Source organism: Shewanella sp. GD03713, assembly GCF_029843705.1.
In the GTDB taxonomy this organism is placed as follows: domain Bacteria; phylum Pseudomonadota; class Gammaproteobacteria; order Enterobacterales; family Shewanellaceae; genus Shewanella.
Genome location: NZ_JAOCIW010000001.1, coordinates 2,378,224 through 2,397,080 on the forward strand (window position 1 = coordinate 2,378,224; position 18,857 = coordinate 2,397,080).

General features: G+C 45.6%; 15 protein-coding genes and 2 tRNA genes. 7 read left to right on the plus strand and 10 right to left on the minus strand.

Going from position 1 to position 18,857, the window contains the following annotated elements:
• Window positions 1-2: 2 nt before the first annotated feature.
• The gene (locus N5E87_RS10490; RefSeq protein WP_086904317.1) at window positions 3-1,133 is read right to left on the minus strand and encodes an efflux RND transporter periplasmic adaptor subunit; all 1,131 of its coding nucleotides are present in this window, start codon (window positions 1,131-1,133) and stop codon (window positions 3-5) included.
• 195 nt (window positions 1,134-1,328) lie between these two features.
• On the opposite strand from N5E87_RS10490, the gene soxR reads away from it, so the two are divergent.
• The gene (gene soxR, locus N5E87_RS10495) at window positions 1,329-1,769 is read left to right on the plus strand and encodes a redox-sensitive transcriptional activator SoxR (protein WP_086904318.1); all 441 of its coding nucleotides are present in this window, start codon (window positions 1,329-1,331) and stop codon (window positions 1,767-1,769) included.
• Between the two features lie 100 nt (window positions 1,770-1,869).
• Here the strand turns inward: soxR and N5E87_RS10500 are convergent, their stop codons facing one another.
• Both N5E87_RS10500 and N5E87_RS10505 read right to left on the minus strand, forming a co-directional pair.
• Complete coding sequence (locus tag N5E87_RS10500) at window positions 1,870-5,007, minus strand: glycoside hydrolase family 2 TIM barrel-domain containing protein (RefSeq protein WP_086904319.1); 3,138 nt, start codon at window positions 5,005-5,007, stop codon at window positions 1,870-1,872.
• 612 nt (window positions 5,008-5,619) lie between these two features.
• Window positions 5,620-6,507, minus strand: a complete 888-nt coding sequence (locus tag N5E87_RS10505; protein WP_086904320.1) for a LysR family transcriptional regulator — start codon at window positions 6,505-6,507, stop codon at window positions 5,620-5,622.
• A gap of 399 nt (window positions 6,508-6,906) precedes the next feature.
• On the opposite strand from N5E87_RS10505, the gene N5E87_RS10510 reads away from it, so the two are divergent.
• The 5 genes from N5E87_RS10510 to N5E87_RS10530 all read left to right on the plus strand — a co-directional run bounded on the left by N5E87_RS10510 (window position 6,907) and on the right by N5E87_RS10530 (window position 11,310).
• Window positions 6,907-7,263, plus strand: coding sequence for a cupin domain-containing protein (locus N5E87_RS10510; protein WP_217895406.1), 357 nt, complete (start codon window positions 6,907-6,909; stop codon window positions 7,261-7,263).
• 214 nt (window positions 7,264-7,477) lie between these two features.
• A complete protein-coding gene (locus N5E87_RS10515; protein ID WP_086904321.1) occupies window positions 7,478-8,251 on the plus strand; it encodes an SDR family oxidoreductase in 774 nt (257 codons plus the stop codon).
• Window positions 8,252-8,368: 117 nt separating this feature from the next.
• Window positions 8,369-9,223: a DUF3737 family protein gene (locus N5E87_RS10520; RefSeq protein ID WP_086904322.1), complete on the plus strand. Its 855-nt coding sequence runs from the start codon at window positions 8,369-8,371 to the stop codon at window positions 9,221-9,223.
• 44 nt (window positions 9,224-9,267) lie between these two features.
• Complete coding sequence (locus tag N5E87_RS10525) at window positions 9,268-10,437, plus strand: MalY/PatB family protein (protein WP_086904323.1); 1,170 nt, start codon at window positions 9,268-9,270, stop codon at window positions 10,435-10,437.
• Between the two features lie 297 nt (window positions 10,438-10,734).
• Window positions 10,735-11,310, plus strand: a complete 576-nt coding sequence (locus N5E87_RS10530) for a DapH/DapD/GlmU-related protein (protein WP_086904324.1) — start codon at window positions 10,735-10,737, stop codon at window positions 11,308-11,310.
• A gap of 282 nt (window positions 11,311-11,592) precedes the next feature.
• On the opposite strand, the gene pptA is transcribed toward N5E87_RS10530, so the two are convergent.
• The 4 genes from pptA to N5E87_RS10550 form a co-directional block, all read right to left on the minus strand.
• Window positions 11,593-11,823, minus strand: coding sequence for a tautomerase PptA (pptA, locus tag N5E87_RS10535; protein ID WP_086904325.1), 231 nt, complete (start codon window positions 11,821-11,823; stop codon window positions 11,593-11,595).
• A gap of 62 nt (window positions 11,824-11,885) precedes the next feature.
• A complete protein-coding gene (locus tag N5E87_RS10540; protein WP_126513089.1) occupies window positions 11,886-12,974 on the minus strand; it encodes a Gfo/Idh/MocA family oxidoreductase in 1,089 nt (362 codons plus the stop codon).
• A 67-nt stretch (window positions 12,975-13,041) separates the two neighbouring features.
• Complete coding sequence (locus N5E87_RS10545; protein ID WP_086904636.1) at window positions 13,042-13,395, minus strand: cyclophilin-like fold protein; 354 nt, start codon at window positions 13,393-13,395, stop codon at window positions 13,042-13,044.
• 106 nt (window positions 13,396-13,501) lie between these two features.
• Complete coding sequence (locus N5E87_RS10550) at window positions 13,502-14,680, minus strand: MFS transporter (RefSeq protein WP_086904631.1); 1,179 nt, start codon at window positions 14,678-14,680, stop codon at window positions 13,502-13,504.
• Window positions 14,681-15,221: 541 nt separating this feature from the next.
• Here N5E87_RS10550 and N5E87_RS10555 point away from each other — a divergent pair.
• On the plus strand, window positions 15,222-16,379 hold the full coding sequence (locus N5E87_RS10555; RefSeq protein ID WP_086904632.1) for an iron-containing alcohol dehydrogenase: 1,158 nt from the start codon (window positions 15,222-15,224) through the stop codon (window positions 16,377-16,379).
• Between the two features lie 643 nt (window positions 16,380-17,022).
• On the opposite strand, the gene N5E87_RS10560 is transcribed toward N5E87_RS10555, so the two are convergent.
• The 3 genes from N5E87_RS10560 to N5E87_RS10570 form a co-directional block, all read right to left on the minus strand.
• Window positions 17,023-17,099 (minus strand) — tRNA-Val (locus tag N5E87_RS10560).
• Window positions 17,100-17,137: 38 nt separating this feature from the next.
• Window positions 17,138-17,214: transfer RNA gene (locus N5E87_RS10565), tRNA-Val, on the minus strand.
• A 251-nt stretch (window positions 17,215-17,465) separates the two neighbouring features.
• A complete protein-coding gene (locus N5E87_RS10570) occupies window positions 17,466-18,845 on the minus strand; it encodes an MATE family efflux transporter (protein ID WP_011626190.1) in 1,380 nt (459 codons plus the stop codon).
• Between the last annotated feature and the right edge of the window lie 12 nt (window positions 18,846-18,857).

Consider the following 18,857-nt stretch of genomic DNA (forward strand, 5'->3'; position numbering starts at 1 on the left):
GCTTACTCTCCTGCGGCCAGTAGATTTTGTACTACAACGTCAGCACCAGGTTGCACGCGGTTTTGGCCAGTCACGACAATCACGTCACCCGCTTGAATACCACTGGTGATTTGAATGCGATTGTCGATGCGTTTACCAATCTCCACCGCAACGATATCGGCTTTGCCTTGTTGTTTGGCGTTATCGCCCCTTACCACCACCATGCTGTAGCCTTGGGCTGAGGTTTGTACGGCCGTAGCAGGGACCACTATGGTGTTTTGTGCTGCGGGTAATTGCAGCGCTGCATTGACGTACATACCGGGGCGTAGCAGTTGCTCGGCGTTATTAAACTCACCTTGTACGCGAATGTTACGGGTATCGCTGTCTAGTTGCGGTTCAACGGCATGAACCTTAGCGCTGAATTGTTGTTGCGGATAGACATCACTGCTGAGCATAATGTCGCCGCCCACCTTAATGGCGGCAAAGTTTTGCTGTGGAAGAGTAAATTCTACATACAACTTATCGAGAGCGGTCAATGTGACGGCGGCAGCACCAGGATTGACGTATTCACCAAGGTCAATTTGGCGGATCCCTAACTCACCCGCAAACGGGGCTAAGATCTGCTTTTGGCGCAGTTGCGCCTGTGCGGCTTGCACATCGGCTTGCGCTTGGGCAAACGCCGATTGACGTTCTTGCAACACATCCAGAGATTCGGCACCTGATGGGGCTAATTGCTGCGAGCGCGCCAGTTGATGTTTGGCATACGCGAGGCGCGCTTGCGCAGCTTGTAGCGTGGCTTGTTCGGGGCCGTTATATAACTCCACCAGTAGCTGCTGTGGTTTAACGTGTTCACCCGAGTGAAATCTAATCGCATCTACGCGCCCAGCCACATCGGCGGATAAGGTCACTTGCTGCACCGCGGTTAACTCACCGACAGCGGTCAATTGCATAGGTAACGGCCCCGCAGTGACTTGCATTGCACTCACAGGCACAGCTTGCGGCTGCCAATGGCTTTGGTGACCCGCGAGGTAGGCCTTCAAGTAATAAACGCCACCTAACACTAGGGCGAGGAAAACCGCCGTAATGAGCAATGTGGTTTTTAAATGTTGGTTGTCTTCGACAGGGGCAGGAGGCAGTTGAACGCCATTACTCATGCTGGCCTCCCACTGCGAAAAAAATAGTCAAAGAATCAATACTGCTTGTGAATAAAAAGTCATGACGAAGGGAGGAATTGTTACCCATGTCGGCTCCTGAATAAGTTGTCAGAGATGAATAAACGCTTGATTGCGTTAACCGACGCGAATAATATTTCCTCAAGTATACTTGAGGTCAATAAGGAATTTTACATCATGGATAACACCGGAGCTTTGTCTGTGGGTGAAGTTGCCAAACGCAGCGGTGTCGCCGTATCTGCGCTGCATTTTTATGAAACTAAAGGGTTGATCACTAGTACACGCAATGGTGGAAATCAGCGTCGCTATGAACGAAGTGTCCTACGCCGAATTGCCATTATCCGTGTTGCACAGCAAGCCGGACTCCCTCTACACGAAATTAAAGCGCACCTTGACACCTTGCCTAATAGCGCCATTTCAGCAAAGGAATGGAGTGAACTGAGTAAAGAGTGGCACGCGATGCTCACTAAACGTATACAAACATTGATAATGCTTCGAGATAAAATGGAAGGTTGTATCGGCTGCGGCTGCTTATCACTCAGTGACTGTCCGCTTAGAAACCCTGACGATGAGTTGGCAAAAGAAGGCCCTGGGGCACACCTACTCGACGATCTTTGATTTAATCACAAAGACTCATGCTGGGTTACATGGTGATTGTCGCAAGTATCAGTACTATGGATTAAAAGAAACGACCCTAATGGGTCGTTTCTTTTGGTTTTTATTGACTAATCGGTTGCAGTAATAGCTGCAGACGATAATCTTGCTGTTGTTCAGGCAATAAACGGTAGTTATCGTACGGTGTTGCCCCCCAGCTATTATCGCCACCGGCACCACGTTGGCGTAAATCAAGGATCAACTCGGTCATCGGCCGTGGCTGAATATCGTTGATATGACGCTGTGCTTCTTTTGGATAATCAAAATCTGCAATGGTGTTGTGGTGCGCAGTGAAATCAAACTGTGGATCGCCAATCACTTTCAACCCCACACCAGCTTTATTGGTGATGGTCAGCCAACGGGTATCGCTGCGGTTACCGTTTTCCTGTGGGCGAATGTACGGTGTGTACAGTTCACTGACGTCGGCATGGTAAATCCCTAAATCAGCGGCATATTTGCGGTCTTGATAGTTTTCCCACGGTCCACGGCCATACCAACTGACGTGATCAAATCCATCGGGTAGCTGCATTTTAAGGCCAAAACGCGGCATTTCTGGCAGATCTTTAGCAAGCCTAGCTTGGTAATCCACTAACACTTCGCCTTTAGCGCCTACTTGATAGCTGATGCTGGCATCGCTATGTAGGGCAGGGAAGTTAATAGAGAAAGTAACCTTTGCTTTACCATTCGTTTGCTGCACATCCACATTGGTGATTTTGGCGGTCTCTGCGGCGGCTTTAAAAATGGCTGATTGTTCACCGAGGCGGTTGCCATAGTCTTTATCAGTCAGGGCTCGCCAAAAGTTCGGGAATAACCCTTCGCCCACGTTCACCAGCTCAACGCCGTTAACACGATAGCTTTGCAGGCGGCCAGTTTGTTTGTTAAAGGACACTTTAATCGTATCGCTAATGACGCTCACTTCATCTGCGGTTTGTTGTAGTTCAAGCTGTTTGGCACTAGCTAAAACCGGTGCTGCCAACGGCGTTTTGAGGAGGAACTGATCGGCGGCCATAACATGGCTTGCTGGGATCACCCCTTGTTTCGCTTTGCTGACAAACTTAAAGTCCAACAGATACTCTTTATCATCTTGATACGGATATGCCTTCAGCGCATCGATACTAAAAGTGCTCGTGGTTTGAGGTTTAGTGAGCAGCGTTGGCAGTTCACCTTGCTGTACCGCGACACCATTTTCTCGCAATGTCCATATGCCTGTCACATCGCTTAAATCGTTGAAGAAGTTACGATTAAGCACTTCATATTGGCCGTTATCCTTTGGGGTCACCACAATGTTTTGATAGAGCTTTTTCAGCTCATATAACGACGGGTGAGGCTCTCTATCTGAACCAACCAAACCGTTTGCTAGATAGTTATTGGCGTTGCGGGTACCTTTGGGTTCAAAGTCACCGCCGTAGGCGTAGTAGACATTGCCGTTGGCATCGGTTTGCTCTAGCCCTTGGTCCACCCAATCCCACACGCTACCACCTTGCACTTGCGGATGTTCGTAGACAAAGTCCCATAGCTCCTTGAGGTTGCCGCCAGCGTTGCCCATAGTGTGGGCATATTCCACCCAGATAAACGGTTGCTCAGGATATTTGCCCAAGTATTGAGTGCTGATTTCATTTCTGTCGGCGTACATCCACCCAATCACATCGGTCATCTTCTCTTTGAACCAAGTTTCGCGGGTTTCAAATTGCACGATGCGATTGTCTTCAATAGATTTCACGTACTGATAGGCCGCAGACATATTCGGGCCGGGGCCAATCTCATTCCCCAATGACCAAGAGATAATGGATGGATGGTTCTTATCGCGGGCAATCATGCCGTGTACGCGGTCAAGAATCGCCGCTTTAAATTGCGGATCGTTGCCGATATTGCCCTCTGGGGTGAAGCCGTATCCGTGAGATTCGATATTAGCTTCGTCCACCACATACAATCCATATTGATCGCACAGTTGGTACCAGTAAGGATCGGTCGGGTAATGCGAGTTACGCACTGTGTTGACGTTAAATTGCTTCATCAACTCAATGTCACGCAGCATGCTTTCACGACTAACCACTTGGCCGTGTTTCGCCTCAATCTCGTGACGATTAACCCCTTTGATGATGATGGGTTGGCCGTTAACTAACAGCTGGCCTTTTTCGATTTTTACATTGCGAAAGCCTAAACCTTGGCGCACGACTTGGTCCGCTTCGCCTTTACGGCTAAGGGTTAATACTAAGTCATAGAGCTTGGGCGCTTCGGCCGACCACGCAGCCACTTTGGCAAACTCGTGGCTTTTGTCGATAGTCTGAGTTTTTCCCGCTGCTATGGTGACATCGGTTTTGTTTTGCCACAGCAATTTATCACCGTCGTATACCGCAGCGTGCAGTGATACGTCTTGGGTTTTGTTATCGCTGTTTTGCAGTTGAACGCTAAGATCAAGCAAACCATCTTGATAGCTGTTTTTCAGCGAAGTATCGGCATGGAAATCCCACAACTGTACTTTTGGGACAACTTGCAGGAACACATTGCGCTGAATACCACTCATGCGCCACATGTCTTGGTCTTCTAAGTAACTACCATCGCTCCAGCGAAAGACTTGCAACGACAGGCTATTTTGACCTTTTTTGACGAAATCTGTGATATCAAATTCTGCGGGCAATTTGCCATCTTGGCTGTAGCCGACTTTTTTGCCGTTGACCCAGACATAGAAGGCGGACTTGACCGATCCAAAGTGCAAAACGATGCGTTTGTCCTGCCAATCATCGGCAACCGTAAAATCACGGCGATAAGAGCCCACAGGGTCATACTCTGGTGCTAAAGGTTTGTTTTTGGGAAAGCCGTAACCGTGATTAACATAGATTGGATAATCATAGCCTTGCAGTTGCCAGTTGGATGGCACTTTGATTAATGGCCACAGAGACACATCGAAATCTTCTTTGAAGAAGTCCAATGGCCGCTCGGCGGGCGTTTTGACAAAGTTAAAGTGCCATTCTCCGTTGAGAGAATGGTATTGATCTGAGGCTTGTTCCTCCCCAGCCATGGCTAATGACTTACTAGGGTAGGAGATAAAATAAGCCCTATCGGGCAATGAATTAATGGCAAATACCGCTGGGTTTTCCCAGTCATTAAGGTTTTTTGCTTGTAGCTGCTGGTACGGCACACATGACAATAAGCCGAGCACCACAGTGCACGTTCTACTGCGCTTGAAAAGATGGCTAATCATAAAGTTTCCCTAATATTAAGCGTTCACTAGTGTGTAACTACGAGGTCAGGTTTTTGTGCCTGTATTATTATTTGAAGTTATACGCTTGCTTTACTATTCCGTAAGCCAACTTGTAAGCCAGTAATTTGGCATCCACTCACTTGATCTGAGCCAGTTATAGTGGATTTTTTGTCAAAGATGATTGTTGAATTTTCCCCTTATTAGATCGAATAACCGCAAACACTATGCCGTCTGGTTTACTAGGAATCAACCTCAATATACTCAAAGACTTTTTATCATATTTGGTTAAGTGCCATGATCAGTGTATCGAGTAGCCGAAGATAAGGATGGTGAACTTTTGTGAGAAGTCGGTTTTCGTTTCCTTAATCGACTCAGCGAACAAAGCCCCAAGCGCTATTACTTCACACCGACCATAACAAGACACAGCTGAAATGAATGGTTGCCTAGATAGGCTCCATTTGATCACAGCTGCGCGGTTATTTTATGAAATAACAGTAGGTTATAGGTATAGCAAAACCGTAAAGCGCTTTGTCTTTTGAAACATTAAAAGCGATTAAGCTGCCCAAACGTTTTCACGAATACGACTGCCATTTAATAGATAAACAGCGTTATTTAACCTTTAAGCGCATTGACAATAACGTCAAACGCAGGAGATGAGCGCATGCGGTTAGGAAAATATAAATGGTAACCAGAAAAAGGAGGACACCAATCACTTAGCACCCTAACGAGGCGGCCATCGTTACAGTAAGATTCAAAAATATCCTCAGGGAGAAACGCAATACCGTGGCCAGATAAACAGGCATTTAATATTTGTGACACGCTATTAAATATTAATTGGCCTTCCACGTTAACGTTAATTTGACGATCACCTTTTTCAAATTCCCACGCATATAAGCCGCCATAAGTAGGTAGGCGTAAATTAATACAATTGTGTTTTAACAGATCACTTGGCACTGTGGGTTTACGATTTTTGGCGAAATATTCAGGCGTCGCTACGGCTGCCATACTCAGGTCTTTGCCGATGCGAATTGCGATCATGTCATTGGAAATGGCTTCACCGAAACGCACACCTGCATCAAATCGGCGCTCGACGATATCTGTAAAGCCATAATCGACACACAGTTCCAGTTTTATATCTGGGTAATCCTGCAGGATCTTATCTAACTTGGGCCAAAGCACAGTATCAATGGCATGATCACTTGCCGAGATCCTGATGGTGCCAGCGGGCTTGTCGCGTAATTCGCTTAACAATGAGATTTCAGCATCAATTTCATCAAACTTTGGCGAAATTCTTGTTAATAGTCGCTCGCCAGCTTCGGTAAGTGAAACATTTCGTGTTGTGCGTGTCAGTAAGCGAATGCCGAGTCGTTTCTCAAGTCCCTTAACCGTATGACTTAAAGCTGATTGAGTAATACCCAGATGAGCAGCCGCCTTGGTAAAGCTGCACTCCCTAGCCACCGCAATAAAAGCAATCAATTCGTTATAGTTTTCTTTGGCCATGATTTTATTAGTCGTTCAAGAACTAGGCACATTTTAACAAGCTTTTGCGGTTAGTGCTGTCGATGAATTTAACCAAAATAGCCAAAAGACATATAAACATCTTTATAATTAATGCGTTATGTGTATTTATTAAAATAATTCATAACTGTAAGTGTAAAATAGCAATTTATTCATGCTCAATTTTGCGACAAAGTTTTAATCAATTTTTACAGACGAAAATCTGTATTTTTGATTTCTTAGCCGTAAGGAGCGTATATGACTCTATCAAAATCTATCCACCATCTGCTGTTTGCCAGTTCGTGGCTCGCCATTTCATCAATGCCAGTGCTCGCCAATACAACAGACAAGATGGAAATCATACACTAAGCGGAATTGAAGTCGATTAAAGGACCTGAAGCGGTGTTCTCTGGTGCTGCCACTATCGAACCACTTTATATGCCTAAAGATACCGCAGGGAAGGAAGTGTCGGCCGCTACAGTAACTTTTGAACCTTGTGCCCGCTCAGCATGGCATACACATCCAAAAGGCCAATTGCTGATTGTGACTTCTGGGACCGGCTGGATCCAACAGGAAGGGGAAACGAAACAGCTAATTAAGGCTGGAGACACTATTTGGACACCATCAGGTGTAAAACATTGGCATGGAGCGACAGATAAAACGTCAATGACACATATTGCGGTTCAACCCTATTCAAGCGAAGGCAAAAATGTGGATTGGCAAGAAAAAGTCACTGACGAGCAATACTTCGGTAAATAGTCAACGTTGTTTCACCCTGCGAGGCCCTGCGTTTTTAGTTAGCGATTGAAATCTTTTTTTCGCTAGCTGGAAATGCTCAATTCCAACTTCTGTCAGCAAGGCTGGCTACACCACTGATTATCCGCGAACCCATGTGACGTTTTGAGGGTAGGTGTCACAAGGGCAAGTTGTTTCCTAATTTCACCGATTTTATTTGAATTGGTTGGAGGTAAAGATGAAAAAATTATTGGAAGGCAAAACCGCCATCGTCACTGGTGCAAGTAAAGGCATTGGGTTCGCCATTGCAAAGTTATTTGCTGAAGAAGGCGCGAATGTCGTGTTAACTGCACGAAACGAAGAGAACCTCCTCAAAGCAACATCTGAAGTGAATAACGTCGCCCAAGGAGGTCGGGCCTTGGCTGTTGTCGCGGATTCCAGTGATCCACAAGCGCCCCACAACGTTTTCTCCCAAGCCATAGAGGCGTTTGGTCAGGTCGACATTATGGTCAACAACGCAGGCTCAGGCGATATGGTCGCTGTAGAAGAGGCGACTGATCAGCATTTTGCCAAAATTGTGGAGCTTAACTTATCTGGGGTATTCCGCTATTGCCGTGAAGCGGTAAACCATTTTTTACCACGTAACGAAGGTCGCATTATTAACGTCTCATCAGTTAATGCCACGCTGCCTATTTGTGGTGTTGCTTACACGTCGACAAAAGGTGCCGTTAATACTATGACCAAAAACATCGCTATCCGTTTATCAGGTACCAAAATCCGTTGTAACGCTATTGCCCCAGGGGTCACGGATACGGAAGCAGCAGCGGCTTGGGCTGCGGGTGAGCAGGAAGGGGGAGCGGTGATGCTGGAGTTTTCTGATAAATACGTGAACACCAGTGTACCGATGACGGAACCAATAGACCAAGCTTACGCCGCGCTGTACTTAGCCAGTGAAATGGGTAAAGCCGTGACTGGTCAGGTTATCCAAGTGGATAACGGTGCATTTCTGTAATTGATTTGAAACCTTGCTCGCGGCCACATAGCCGCATGTGCTGAATAACTCCACTGAGTGTGTCACGCTCGTTGACATCGGCAGTGCTTGCCCTCAGTCGTAACCTGTTGTTGGATTATGAACGTAATTAAAGATACTTTTTTTGAAGGTGAACGTCCTTGTTTTGCTGTCCATGATACTCGATTTGAGCGTGTGAAGATTTATCCTGGTGAAGCAGTCGGTGAATCGGCGATGAAACACGCTCATAACATTGAAGCATTCCAGTGCGAGTTTTTTGGCAAATATCCTTTCTGGCATAATGAAAATTTAGTCATTGATCACTGCTTATTTCCCATTGCCGGGCGCACCGCTATTTGGTATTCAAAAAATGTTAAGGTGTTGAATACCCAAGTTGATGCTCCCAAGATGTTCCGTGAGTGTGACAACATTTACGTAGAAAATGTGAGATTTGCTGACGCGCAAGAAACTGGCTGGAACTGTCGTGATATTGAATTACGTAATGTCGATGTCAAAAACGGCGATTATTTTTTTGTGAATGCCCGCAACGTCACGGTAGACAACTTAACTCTAGAGGGGAATTACAGTTTTCAAGACGCGCAAAACGTCGTGCTCCGTAACTCTCATTTAACGTCGAAAGACGCCTTTTGGGGCGCAGAAAATGTCACTGTGTATGATTCTGTCATCGATGGCGAGTTTATGGGCTGGCACTCGAAAAATCTACGCTTAGTTAACTGCACGATTCGCGGGACTCAAGCACTCTGTTATTGCCAAAATTTGGTGATGGAAAACTGTATTATGGAAGGCACGGATTTGTGCTTTGAATACAGCACTGTCAACGCTGATATCGTGAGCGATATCATCAGTGTGAAAAATCCCACAGGCGGGCGCATCCATGCTAAAGCCATTGGTGAAATTGTGATTGATGCACACTGTGTTAATCCAGGGGCTTGTGACATCACAGTCAGTTCATGAACCACAGTCAACATGCGAATACAGATAGGATAAGCGGTATAAATATGCAATTTAACTTTGATGAACCGCTTAACCGCAGAGGTAGCAATTCTTATAAGTGGGACAGTGTCGACGACGAGAAAATGCTACCTATGTGGTTGGCCGATATGGATTTTCCTACGGCACCAGTGATTATCGACGCGCTGCATGAGCGGGTTGCGCACGGTGCTTTTGGTTATACTAAGGTGCCTGAGCGTTACCATAATGCAGTAACGAATTGGTTTGCCACACGGCATAATTTTCGCTTCAACGCCGGATCTGTGTTATTCACCACCGGTGTCGTGCCTGCGCTGTCTGCCATTATCCAAGCGCTGGTGAAACCGGGCGAGGGCGTGATTGTGCCGATGCCAGCATATAACTGCTTCTTCTCGTCGATCCGGAATTCGAAATGCCTGCAAATCTCAAGTCCATTGAAAAATGACGCTGGAGATTTCAGTTTTGATTTTGACGACATCGCCGTTAAAGCCGCAGATCCGAACAACACTATGCTGCTACTGTGTAATCCACATAATCCTGTTGGGCGCAGTTGGACAGCAGACGAGCTCACTCAGCTGGGTGAAATTTGCTTTCAAAATAATGTCATTGTGCTCTCAGATGAAATTCACTGCGATCTGCTAATGCCGGGTCAACACCACATTCCGTTTGCATCGCTAGGTGACTTATTTCTCAAAAACTCAATAACCTGTAGTTCACCGAGTAAGTCATTTAATTTGGCAGGCCTGCATGTGGCCAATATTCTGGTCGATGATGAAGGCTTCCGAGAGCGTATAGATAGGCAGTTAAACATTAACGAAGTCTGTGAAATTAGCCCTTTTGCAGTAACTGCGCTTATTGCAGCCTATGAAAACGGTGCACCATGGTTAGATGCACTCAGAGACTATCTCGCGACTAATGTTAAAACCGTAATTGAGTTTATTGAGCGTCAGTTACCGATGATCACAGTCACGCCCTTACAAGCGACTTACTTGTTATGGCTTGATTGTCGGTCATTATCGATTAGCAGTAAGTTGTTATCAGAAAAACTCTATAGCGAACAGCATCTTTGGCTCACAGATGGCAATGTTTACGGTGCCGAAGGAGAGGGCTTCCTAAGGATGAATATCGCCACGAATCGTGCTCGAGTCCTTGATGGTTTGAAGCGTCTAGAAAGCACCATTATTGAACTAACACGTTAAGACATGTACACAATCATTCGATTGCAGGTTTAGCCTTGAACGCAAGATGAAGGCTGGGCACAGGGCTTTGACCAAGCGACCTGATTGATTATAACCGTGGTCGTCTTTGCACGGTTCTACTGACAAAGCGTACATGCAGTATGTCGCGATTCAAGAGACTCGCAATGGTCCTCAGTCGGATGGAAGCAGTGTAAGATAATCAGTATGTTACCGACCCAGTTGTCAAAGACTGATTATTCATAAAAGTCTTCTCAAGAACAAATGATATAAGCGTTAAACTAAGCGGTAAGGAACCGTATGGATACCCAAACATTCTTAAATTACATGCGTAGCGGTGGCCGCGTGGAAGGTGGCTCAGCGCTTCATCAAAAAATGTATGAGCTGTCGCAGCGTGCGATGCAAATCACCGCCGAGCTAAATAACCGTTATCACACTGCCGAAGAAGTGCGAGAGTTGTTCGCTAAACTCATCAACAAGCCTGTAGATAACTCATTTACCATGTTTCCGCCGTTTTATTCTGATTGCGGCCAAAATATTACCGTAGGTAAGGGCGTCTTTATCAATAGTGGTTGCAGCTTTCAAGATCAAGGTGGCATCGATATCGGCGATGGCGCTTTGATTGGCCATAACGTGGTCTTAGCGTCATTAAATCACGATTTAGACCCACGTAAACGGGGAGCCACTATTCCAGCGACCATTACAATTGGCAATAATGTGTGGATTGGTTCTAATGCCACTGTGCTGGCTGGGGTGACTATTGGCGATGGCGCGGTTGTTGCGGCGGGGGCTGTGGTGACCAAAGATGTGGAGCCCAATACAATCGTGGGCGGCGTACCCGCTAAGTTTATTAAAACTATTGAGTTGCAAGACTAAATCGCTTTTTACTCAAGCAGACAAACAATAAGGCCAGTGATACTCACTGGCCTTTTCCGTAGTTAAATCAATTGATTGATAACAGTTGAGGGATTTTTATGTGAGTTGGGCTGCTATATTCGGCATAAAGCTGAGGCGATTTTAAATGATGACTAGATAGCCAACTCCCGATTTTAAAGCGTACGAATTGAGTTATTTCAACGCCTGTTACAAAACTCGCTCAGCATTAATTGCGACTTCAGATCCGAGATGCTAAAAACTCACTGTAAGCACAACTGGGCCTTACATGTCATAGCCTGGCTTTTTAGCTAATCTTGCCAGCGAAGGTTTAATAATGGGGTCATAAACCTGTTCCTTCCAATCGCTGGCATCAATTTCATTCATCGCAATTGAGATTGCCTCATCTGAAGTCCCAAGATGTTCCTTCAATACCTGCGCGATGGCATCAGCCAGTGCGTTTTTGTCTTCCGTAGTCAGATTTCTCGGAAAATATTTTAAGTCGACGTGTGGCATATGTTTGTATCCTAGTTCGGTAAAGGGAGTGCTTAACAGAGATTAAACACCACTGAGGGAATTTATTCAGCGCAGCACTTGGCTGAGCGTTCGATATTGTCGATAAGCTGATGCAACGCTACCGCATCATTAAATGATGGAGCGGTTTGAGTGCCATTGACGATATCGTGATAAAGCGCATTATAGACGCCTGCAACATTGCGAGCGGCAGCCGCTTCAGGTTTTCCCTGATATAAAGAGGGAGCTGGCAATATCGTTTTCAGTGTTGTTTCATCGCCTCGGGCACCTTTGATGGTTAATTGGACCATTTGAGCGTGGCCTAAACCTGCCGACACTTGGATATCACCTTCAGTGCCGTTAATTTCCCAGAGGAAATTTGTCCCACGATTAACTCCACCTCGGTAGTGAACGGCTATTGCTGCTCCGCTTTTTAGGCAGCCGTGGATCATCAACTGATCCGGGACCGTTTTAGGCTTTATTTCGTTGGTGTCCGTCACTGTTACCGTGTCAAAATTGCTTAGAAATCTAGCTGATAATGAACCGAACTCACCTAAAACGTCCTTAATCGCCGCTAAGGTATGTGCGAGCGGAATGGTCTGCATATTGGCACCATTTTGGGCATCAAATAGGTAATAGTATTCATTGATCGTTTCCCCAGCCCAGTTACCGCCCGATCCGATAAGCGAGGTCGACAATACCTTTCCGACATATCCTTCGCTGATGAGTTTGGTTAAGTGGATAATTTCAGGCGCCATTCGAGCCTGAGTGCCGCATACCGCAACAACACCTTTTGAATTCGCGAGGTTAGCAAGTGTCTTTGCTTCAGCTACACCGTTAGCAAGTGGCCATTCACAATAGACATGTTTGCCAGCGTTAATCGCTGCGGTGACGAGCTTTAAATGATGAGGGACTTTTACTGTTACCACTACTAAGTCAATTTCTGGGGAGTTGACTAACTCATCAACATCACTGAACGCATAGGGTAGATTCAGTGCTTTAGCGGTTCTCTGTGCACTTTCCGCAGAGCTATTTGCCACACCTATGACTTGAAATTTATCTATTAAGGTGGAAAGTGCAGGGATGTGTGCGGTTGCAGCCCAATGGCTATCAGGATTTAGACCGATAAACCCAATTCGAATAGGTTGCGCCATAATTTTCTCTTTATTAAAAAAACAGTTAACTGATGTTCTTTTGATTTGTAATGATCAGCCACCCAAGTCAATCTGCAAGCCTGATTGTTACATCTAACTCGCCTGGCTTACGCATCAACTCAATGCCCGAATCTAAAGTGCCTAAGGCGACTAGGCCATTGGCATAGCCAAAAGATTTATGAAAAATAGCCAGATTGCCCCAAGGCGCGTAGTAAGTGATATCGCCCACTTTAGCTGCCGTGCCTGCGGGCTCGTTTTGTGTTGATAGCGGTTTAGGTAAATCTGCAACTTTTTCTGTTGCCGCATAATCGCTCAGCTTGAGTTGTAGCGGTAATAGTGCAGCAAAACTCTTGGCGGCATCACTGTCGGATTTTAATGTGCCTGAAATCGTGTTTCCCTGTATATCGATATAAATTTTCACGAGATTCTCCTGACTTTTTGAAGTAATTTCGGCACTGCTAACGGTTGAAAATAGTGACAGCAACATCAACCAACCACGCGCATTTCCCATTTTTATTACCGTTCCCTTATGCTTTTATTGGTGATCTTGTGTGGCGAATGACTGCCACGGCGCCAATGAAAGCGAGTCCGACATAACCACTAGCCGTACCTAGCAAGCCAACATTTTCAGAAAGTCTCCCTGCTATGAGTGTCGGTATTGCGGCTCCGGTATAGGAGGTGGCATAGATAACGGAAAGCACATTTGCCCGTTGTTCCGCTTTAAGTTGGCCCACCATGGTTTGGATACTTCCGGTGAGTACTAACCCTTGGGCAATTCCAGCAAGCACGCTTGAAATAAGGAAAGCGGTTAATATTCCTACATAAAGTGAGAGCCAAACTGCAAATACAAAAACGGTGAAGCTCAACATGCCGTAATATTGCGCAGATTTAGGTGTCATTTTACTTGCCAGTGAAGCGCCGACGACGCTTGGTGCCATGATGGATGCAAAAACGAGAGCCGCGGCAACGGCATTCGTTGAATGTAGTTGTTCAGCCGCCATGGCGGGGCCAAAAGCTTGAAAAAAACCACCAAGTGACCAAGTACAAACGAAAGTAATGGCTGCTATCGGGTAGGCACGTTTGGCTGTTTCTGGAAGGGCAAAGCGTGGCAATAGCGAGTTGATTGCACCTGAGGTGTGGCGTACTGTTTCTTTACTCTTTATCAGCGTGAAAATACAAATCAAAAGTAACGCAAGTACAAGATAAAACGGCAATTGTCTTGGAAGTGCCGAATACTCAACTAATAGACCGGATACGATGCCGCCAATCGTGAGCCCCGTCATTGGGCCACAGCTAATCACCGCGGGCGCGACCCACTTGGGAACCGTTGTTGCGCAATCTACGATCCAGGCGGCTAACGCGGTAGACGCTAAACCACATGACAAGCCTTGGAACAGTCGTCCAATAAGAAGAGGCGTTACTGTGTGTACATCTAGGAATAGGCTACTTGCCAGTGCCGCCAGTAAGACAGCAATCAACGAAATGGGTTTACGACCAAAATGATTGGATAAACGGCCAAAAATGAGTAGGGCGGTTACCGCACCAACAAAATAGATAACGGAGCTGAGCGACAGACCCAGATAGCTTATTCCATCCACTCTTTGATAAGTGCCGTATAAAGGTATCGGTGTCGCTGAGGCTATAAAAGTTGCAGCCAAAGCGGATGACGCTGCCCAAAATGTAGTTTTATTGCCTGTTGAATCCAATATTAAATATTCCTTTTAAGATTTGACTGTTGCTTCATCAATTGTTTTTATTACGCCTAAATAAAAAAGGAAATAATCATCATTGATATATTTTCGATATATGCGATGTTAATGTTGAAAATAACCCTTGAGAGTAATCTGAAATGCTAAAGTTTTTGCAATGCTACTAGCATACAAATATCTATGTAACAAACAATCGCATTAAAACGCTAACAGTAATGAATAAAACTCATCAATAGATGCAAAGCTTTCTCATCATTTTGATAATAAAGAAATTTAATCGTAATTGTTGAGTGCGGCAGGTACTAATCCATGCCGTAAGATACGTGCCTGAACTTGCCAGCCGAAGGGATTAGGCTTCAGAATAGTCTAAATGACGTACAGTCTCCTGAACGGTGTTATAACAAATTGTGCATTCAGTATAGCGCCTTATCTAACAGCGGTTATCGGTTTCTAATAACGTTAAACGGCGGTTTTAATAAAAGTTAAAATTGACATGATTTATATCTGTTTCAACTAACTGAATTTGGAATAATTTAATATGAATAACTTCAGCTTTTTCAATAACACTAAAATTATTTTTGGTGAAGGTCAAATCAATCAACTGACACAAGAGATCCCAGCAGACGCAACCGTCATGATTATATATGGTGGTGGTAGTATTAAGAAAAACGGTATTTTTGATCAGGTCGTCAATGCCCTAGAAGGTAAAAAATGGGTCGAGTTCGGTGGTATCGAGCCGAATCCTCACTATGATACGTGCCTGAAAGCGGTTGAAAAAATCAAGCAAGAAGACGTTGACTTCCTACTGGCTGTGGGAGGTGGTTCGGTGATAGACGCGACTAAATTTATTGCCGCAGCGGCAAAACATCAGGGTGACCCTTGGGCAATCATTCAATCCTTTGGCGGCGCAGTACAAGGTGCATTACCGATTGGCTGCGTGTTGACCTTGGCTGCGACCGGTTCAGAAATGAATCCTACAGCAGTGGTTACCCGTGCGGATACTCAAGATAAATTGTTTTTTAATTCTGATTACGTAAGGCCACATTTTTCTATTCTTGATCCACAAACCACTTATTCATTACCCGCGCGGCAAGTCGGTAATGGTGTAGTCGATTCATTCGTCCACGTGTTAGAGCAGTATGTGACTTATCCTGTGAATGCCAAGGTACAAGACCGTTTTGCCGAAGGCCTGTTAGCAACTATTTTAGAAGAAGGTCCGAGAGCACTAATCGAACCAGAAAATTATGACGTTCGCGCTAACCTGATGTGGGCCGCCACAATGGCGTTAAATGGGTTAATTGCGTCTGGGGTACCTGCAGACTGGGCAACCCACTTGATTGGTCAAGAAATTACTGGTCTTTATGGATTAGATCACGCCCAAACCTTGGCAATTGTCATGCCTGCGGTGTGGACTTATAAAGTGGAACAAAAACGCGAAAAACTGGCGCAGTATGGCCGTCGCGTATTAGGCATTATCGAAGCCGATGATCTCGTGGCAGCAGAAAAAGCAATTGTACGTAGTCGCGAATTTTTTGAAGCGATGGGGGTACGCACCCGTTTGGCAGATTATGGTTTATCGGCAGATATCATTCCGAATATCATTGCTAAGCTGCAAGAACACCAATTTATTCAATTGGGTGAACACGGAGATATCACACCTGATGATGTGAGCAAAATCCTTAAGCTGGCACTCTAATTTCGCAATTAAACGAATGGACTAACAGTAGACTCTCGCTAGCGCTGTCGTAATCCCAAATGCCACTCAATGAGTGGCGTTTTTGTATTTGATACACAAATGGATGTCGCCATTCTGAAAAGCAAGGTTGGGACGCAAAGCAGATCCTAATTCACTATGCCAATACACTTCTTATTAATGAACATCGAGTATTCAGCGAAACGACAAGTAATGTCGCTTTTGGTTCTTAAAGTTGTGGCGTACAGGTTAGCCCATAACAATCTATTTCTACTTACTAAGAAATAAGAATCGTTATTCAAATTTTTAATCGACTTTCACTTCCAAACATTTAGGTAAAACAAAAACCTTATTCATTTTTTGGATAATTTCTTTGCTAGATTCAAGCTAATTTGAATTTTAAGCTGCTGTTGTGTGCCAACTAGGGTGGGGGTCAACAAAAAAATCGTCAAAAGCATCTTGTGCCAACAGGTTTGGCACGAAATGGGCACAAATTCAGAAAAACGGTGAATTAGAGGGAAATTTCGGTAAATCTGGATTAAGCAATAGAGGCAAAATCTGGCAGAGCCGAAGGGTGGGGCATGTTTATAAGAATCTTGATGGATGTTTATTAAATTGAGGTTTTATAGGGAGTTAAAGCGAGAAATGGTACACCCGAGTGGACTCGAACCACCGACCCCTACCATGTCAAGGTAGTGCTCTAACCAACTGAGCTACGGGTGCACTGTTTGAATTTCTAAGTTTATACTCTTTGAAGAGAGTGGTACACCCGAGTGGACTCGAACCACCGACCCCTACCATGTCAAGGTAGTGCTCTAACCAACTGAGCTACGGGTGCATTGTTTTAATCGTTACGGCAACACTACTTTGCGTTGTGCTTCGGAACGAGCGCTATATTAGGGGGATAGCGAAAGGCTGGCAAGCAAAAAAATGAATTTTATTGCCAAATGGTGAATTGCTGTGCAACTTGTCCAGTGTTTCAGCAAAGTTGTTGATAAAACGGCAAGTTAGACTGAGATGCAGGCCAAAATCACTCTGCGCGAAATAAAACGGCGAGCATTTAGCTCGCCGTTTTATCTTTCCATCTACTTAGTGATGCACACTGTCGCCTTCAATCAAACTTAAATGCACGCCATGCTTTTGAATATAACGAAGGCGGATGAAAAACAGCAGCGCCGCCGAGGTGAGACCTGCAATTAATCCGGTCCAAAAACCATGGGCGCCCATGGCGGGTACAATAAAGTCGGTATACGCCAAGGTGTAACCTAAGGTCATGCCAATGCCCCAATAGGAGAACAGGGTAATGTAAAATGCACTGCGGGTATCTTTATATCCACGCAAGGCGCCGGCGGCGACCACCTGGACTGAGTCAGATAATTGATACAGCGCGGCCATCAGCATCAAGCTGCCCGCAAGTACCACCACTTCGGGATCGCTGTTATACAACTCGGCGATTTGGAAACGGAATAACACAGTTAAGATTGCCGTCGACAAGGCCAATGAAAGTGCCAACCACAATCCGACCTTTGCCACCACCGCAGAAATATCCGCACGATCGCGGCCGAGGTAGTAACCAATGCGAATCGAGACAGCAATACCAATCGAGAGTGGCAACATAAATACTATGGCGGAGAAGTTCAACGCAATCTGATGGCTGGCCACCACAGTCGCGCCCAATGGCGCCAGCAGCAGGGCGATAATCGCAAACAGACTTACCTCAAAGAAGAGTGCCATCGCAATCGGCATCCCAAGCTTCGTCATCTTCTTCATCGTGGCAAAATCGGGGCGATGGAACTGGCTAAAGGGCGCTAATGCGGCAAACTTTTTATGGAACTGCATATAAATCGTCATGGCTATCAACATGGCCCAAAACACCAGTGCGGTCGCGACACCACAACCGGCACCGCCCATGGCTGGCACACCGAAATGACCATAAATAAAGATATAGTTCGCCGGAATATTCACCGCTAACCCCACGAATCCGATGATCATGGTCGGTAATGTGTAAGAAATCCCTTCACTGCAACCGCGTAATACCTGATAGAGCACAAATGCGGGCGCGCCCCATAAAATACCGTCGATATATCCTATGGTTAAGTTGTACAATTGGGGCTCTAAATTCATATGGCTGAGCACAAGTGGCGCGGATGCGAGAAACGCCATCACGCCAAGGCCACCAATTAAGGCCAGATAAGCGCCTTGAAACGCCAGCGGTTGAATGGCTTTCTGATTATTTGCGCCATTGTGATGGGCAAATAACGGCGTAAAGGCCATCAGCAGCCCTTGGACAAATAAGATGGCGGGTAACCAAAGACTGGTTCCTACGGCCACGGCGGCCATATCGACAGCACTGACGCGGCCCGCCATGACAGTATCGATAAACCCCATCATGGTTTGTGTTACTTGGGCGATCAACACTGGGAGTGCGAGTTGAATTAAGCGTTTGGCCTGAAAGCCTGAATGATTCATAAATACAGCCTT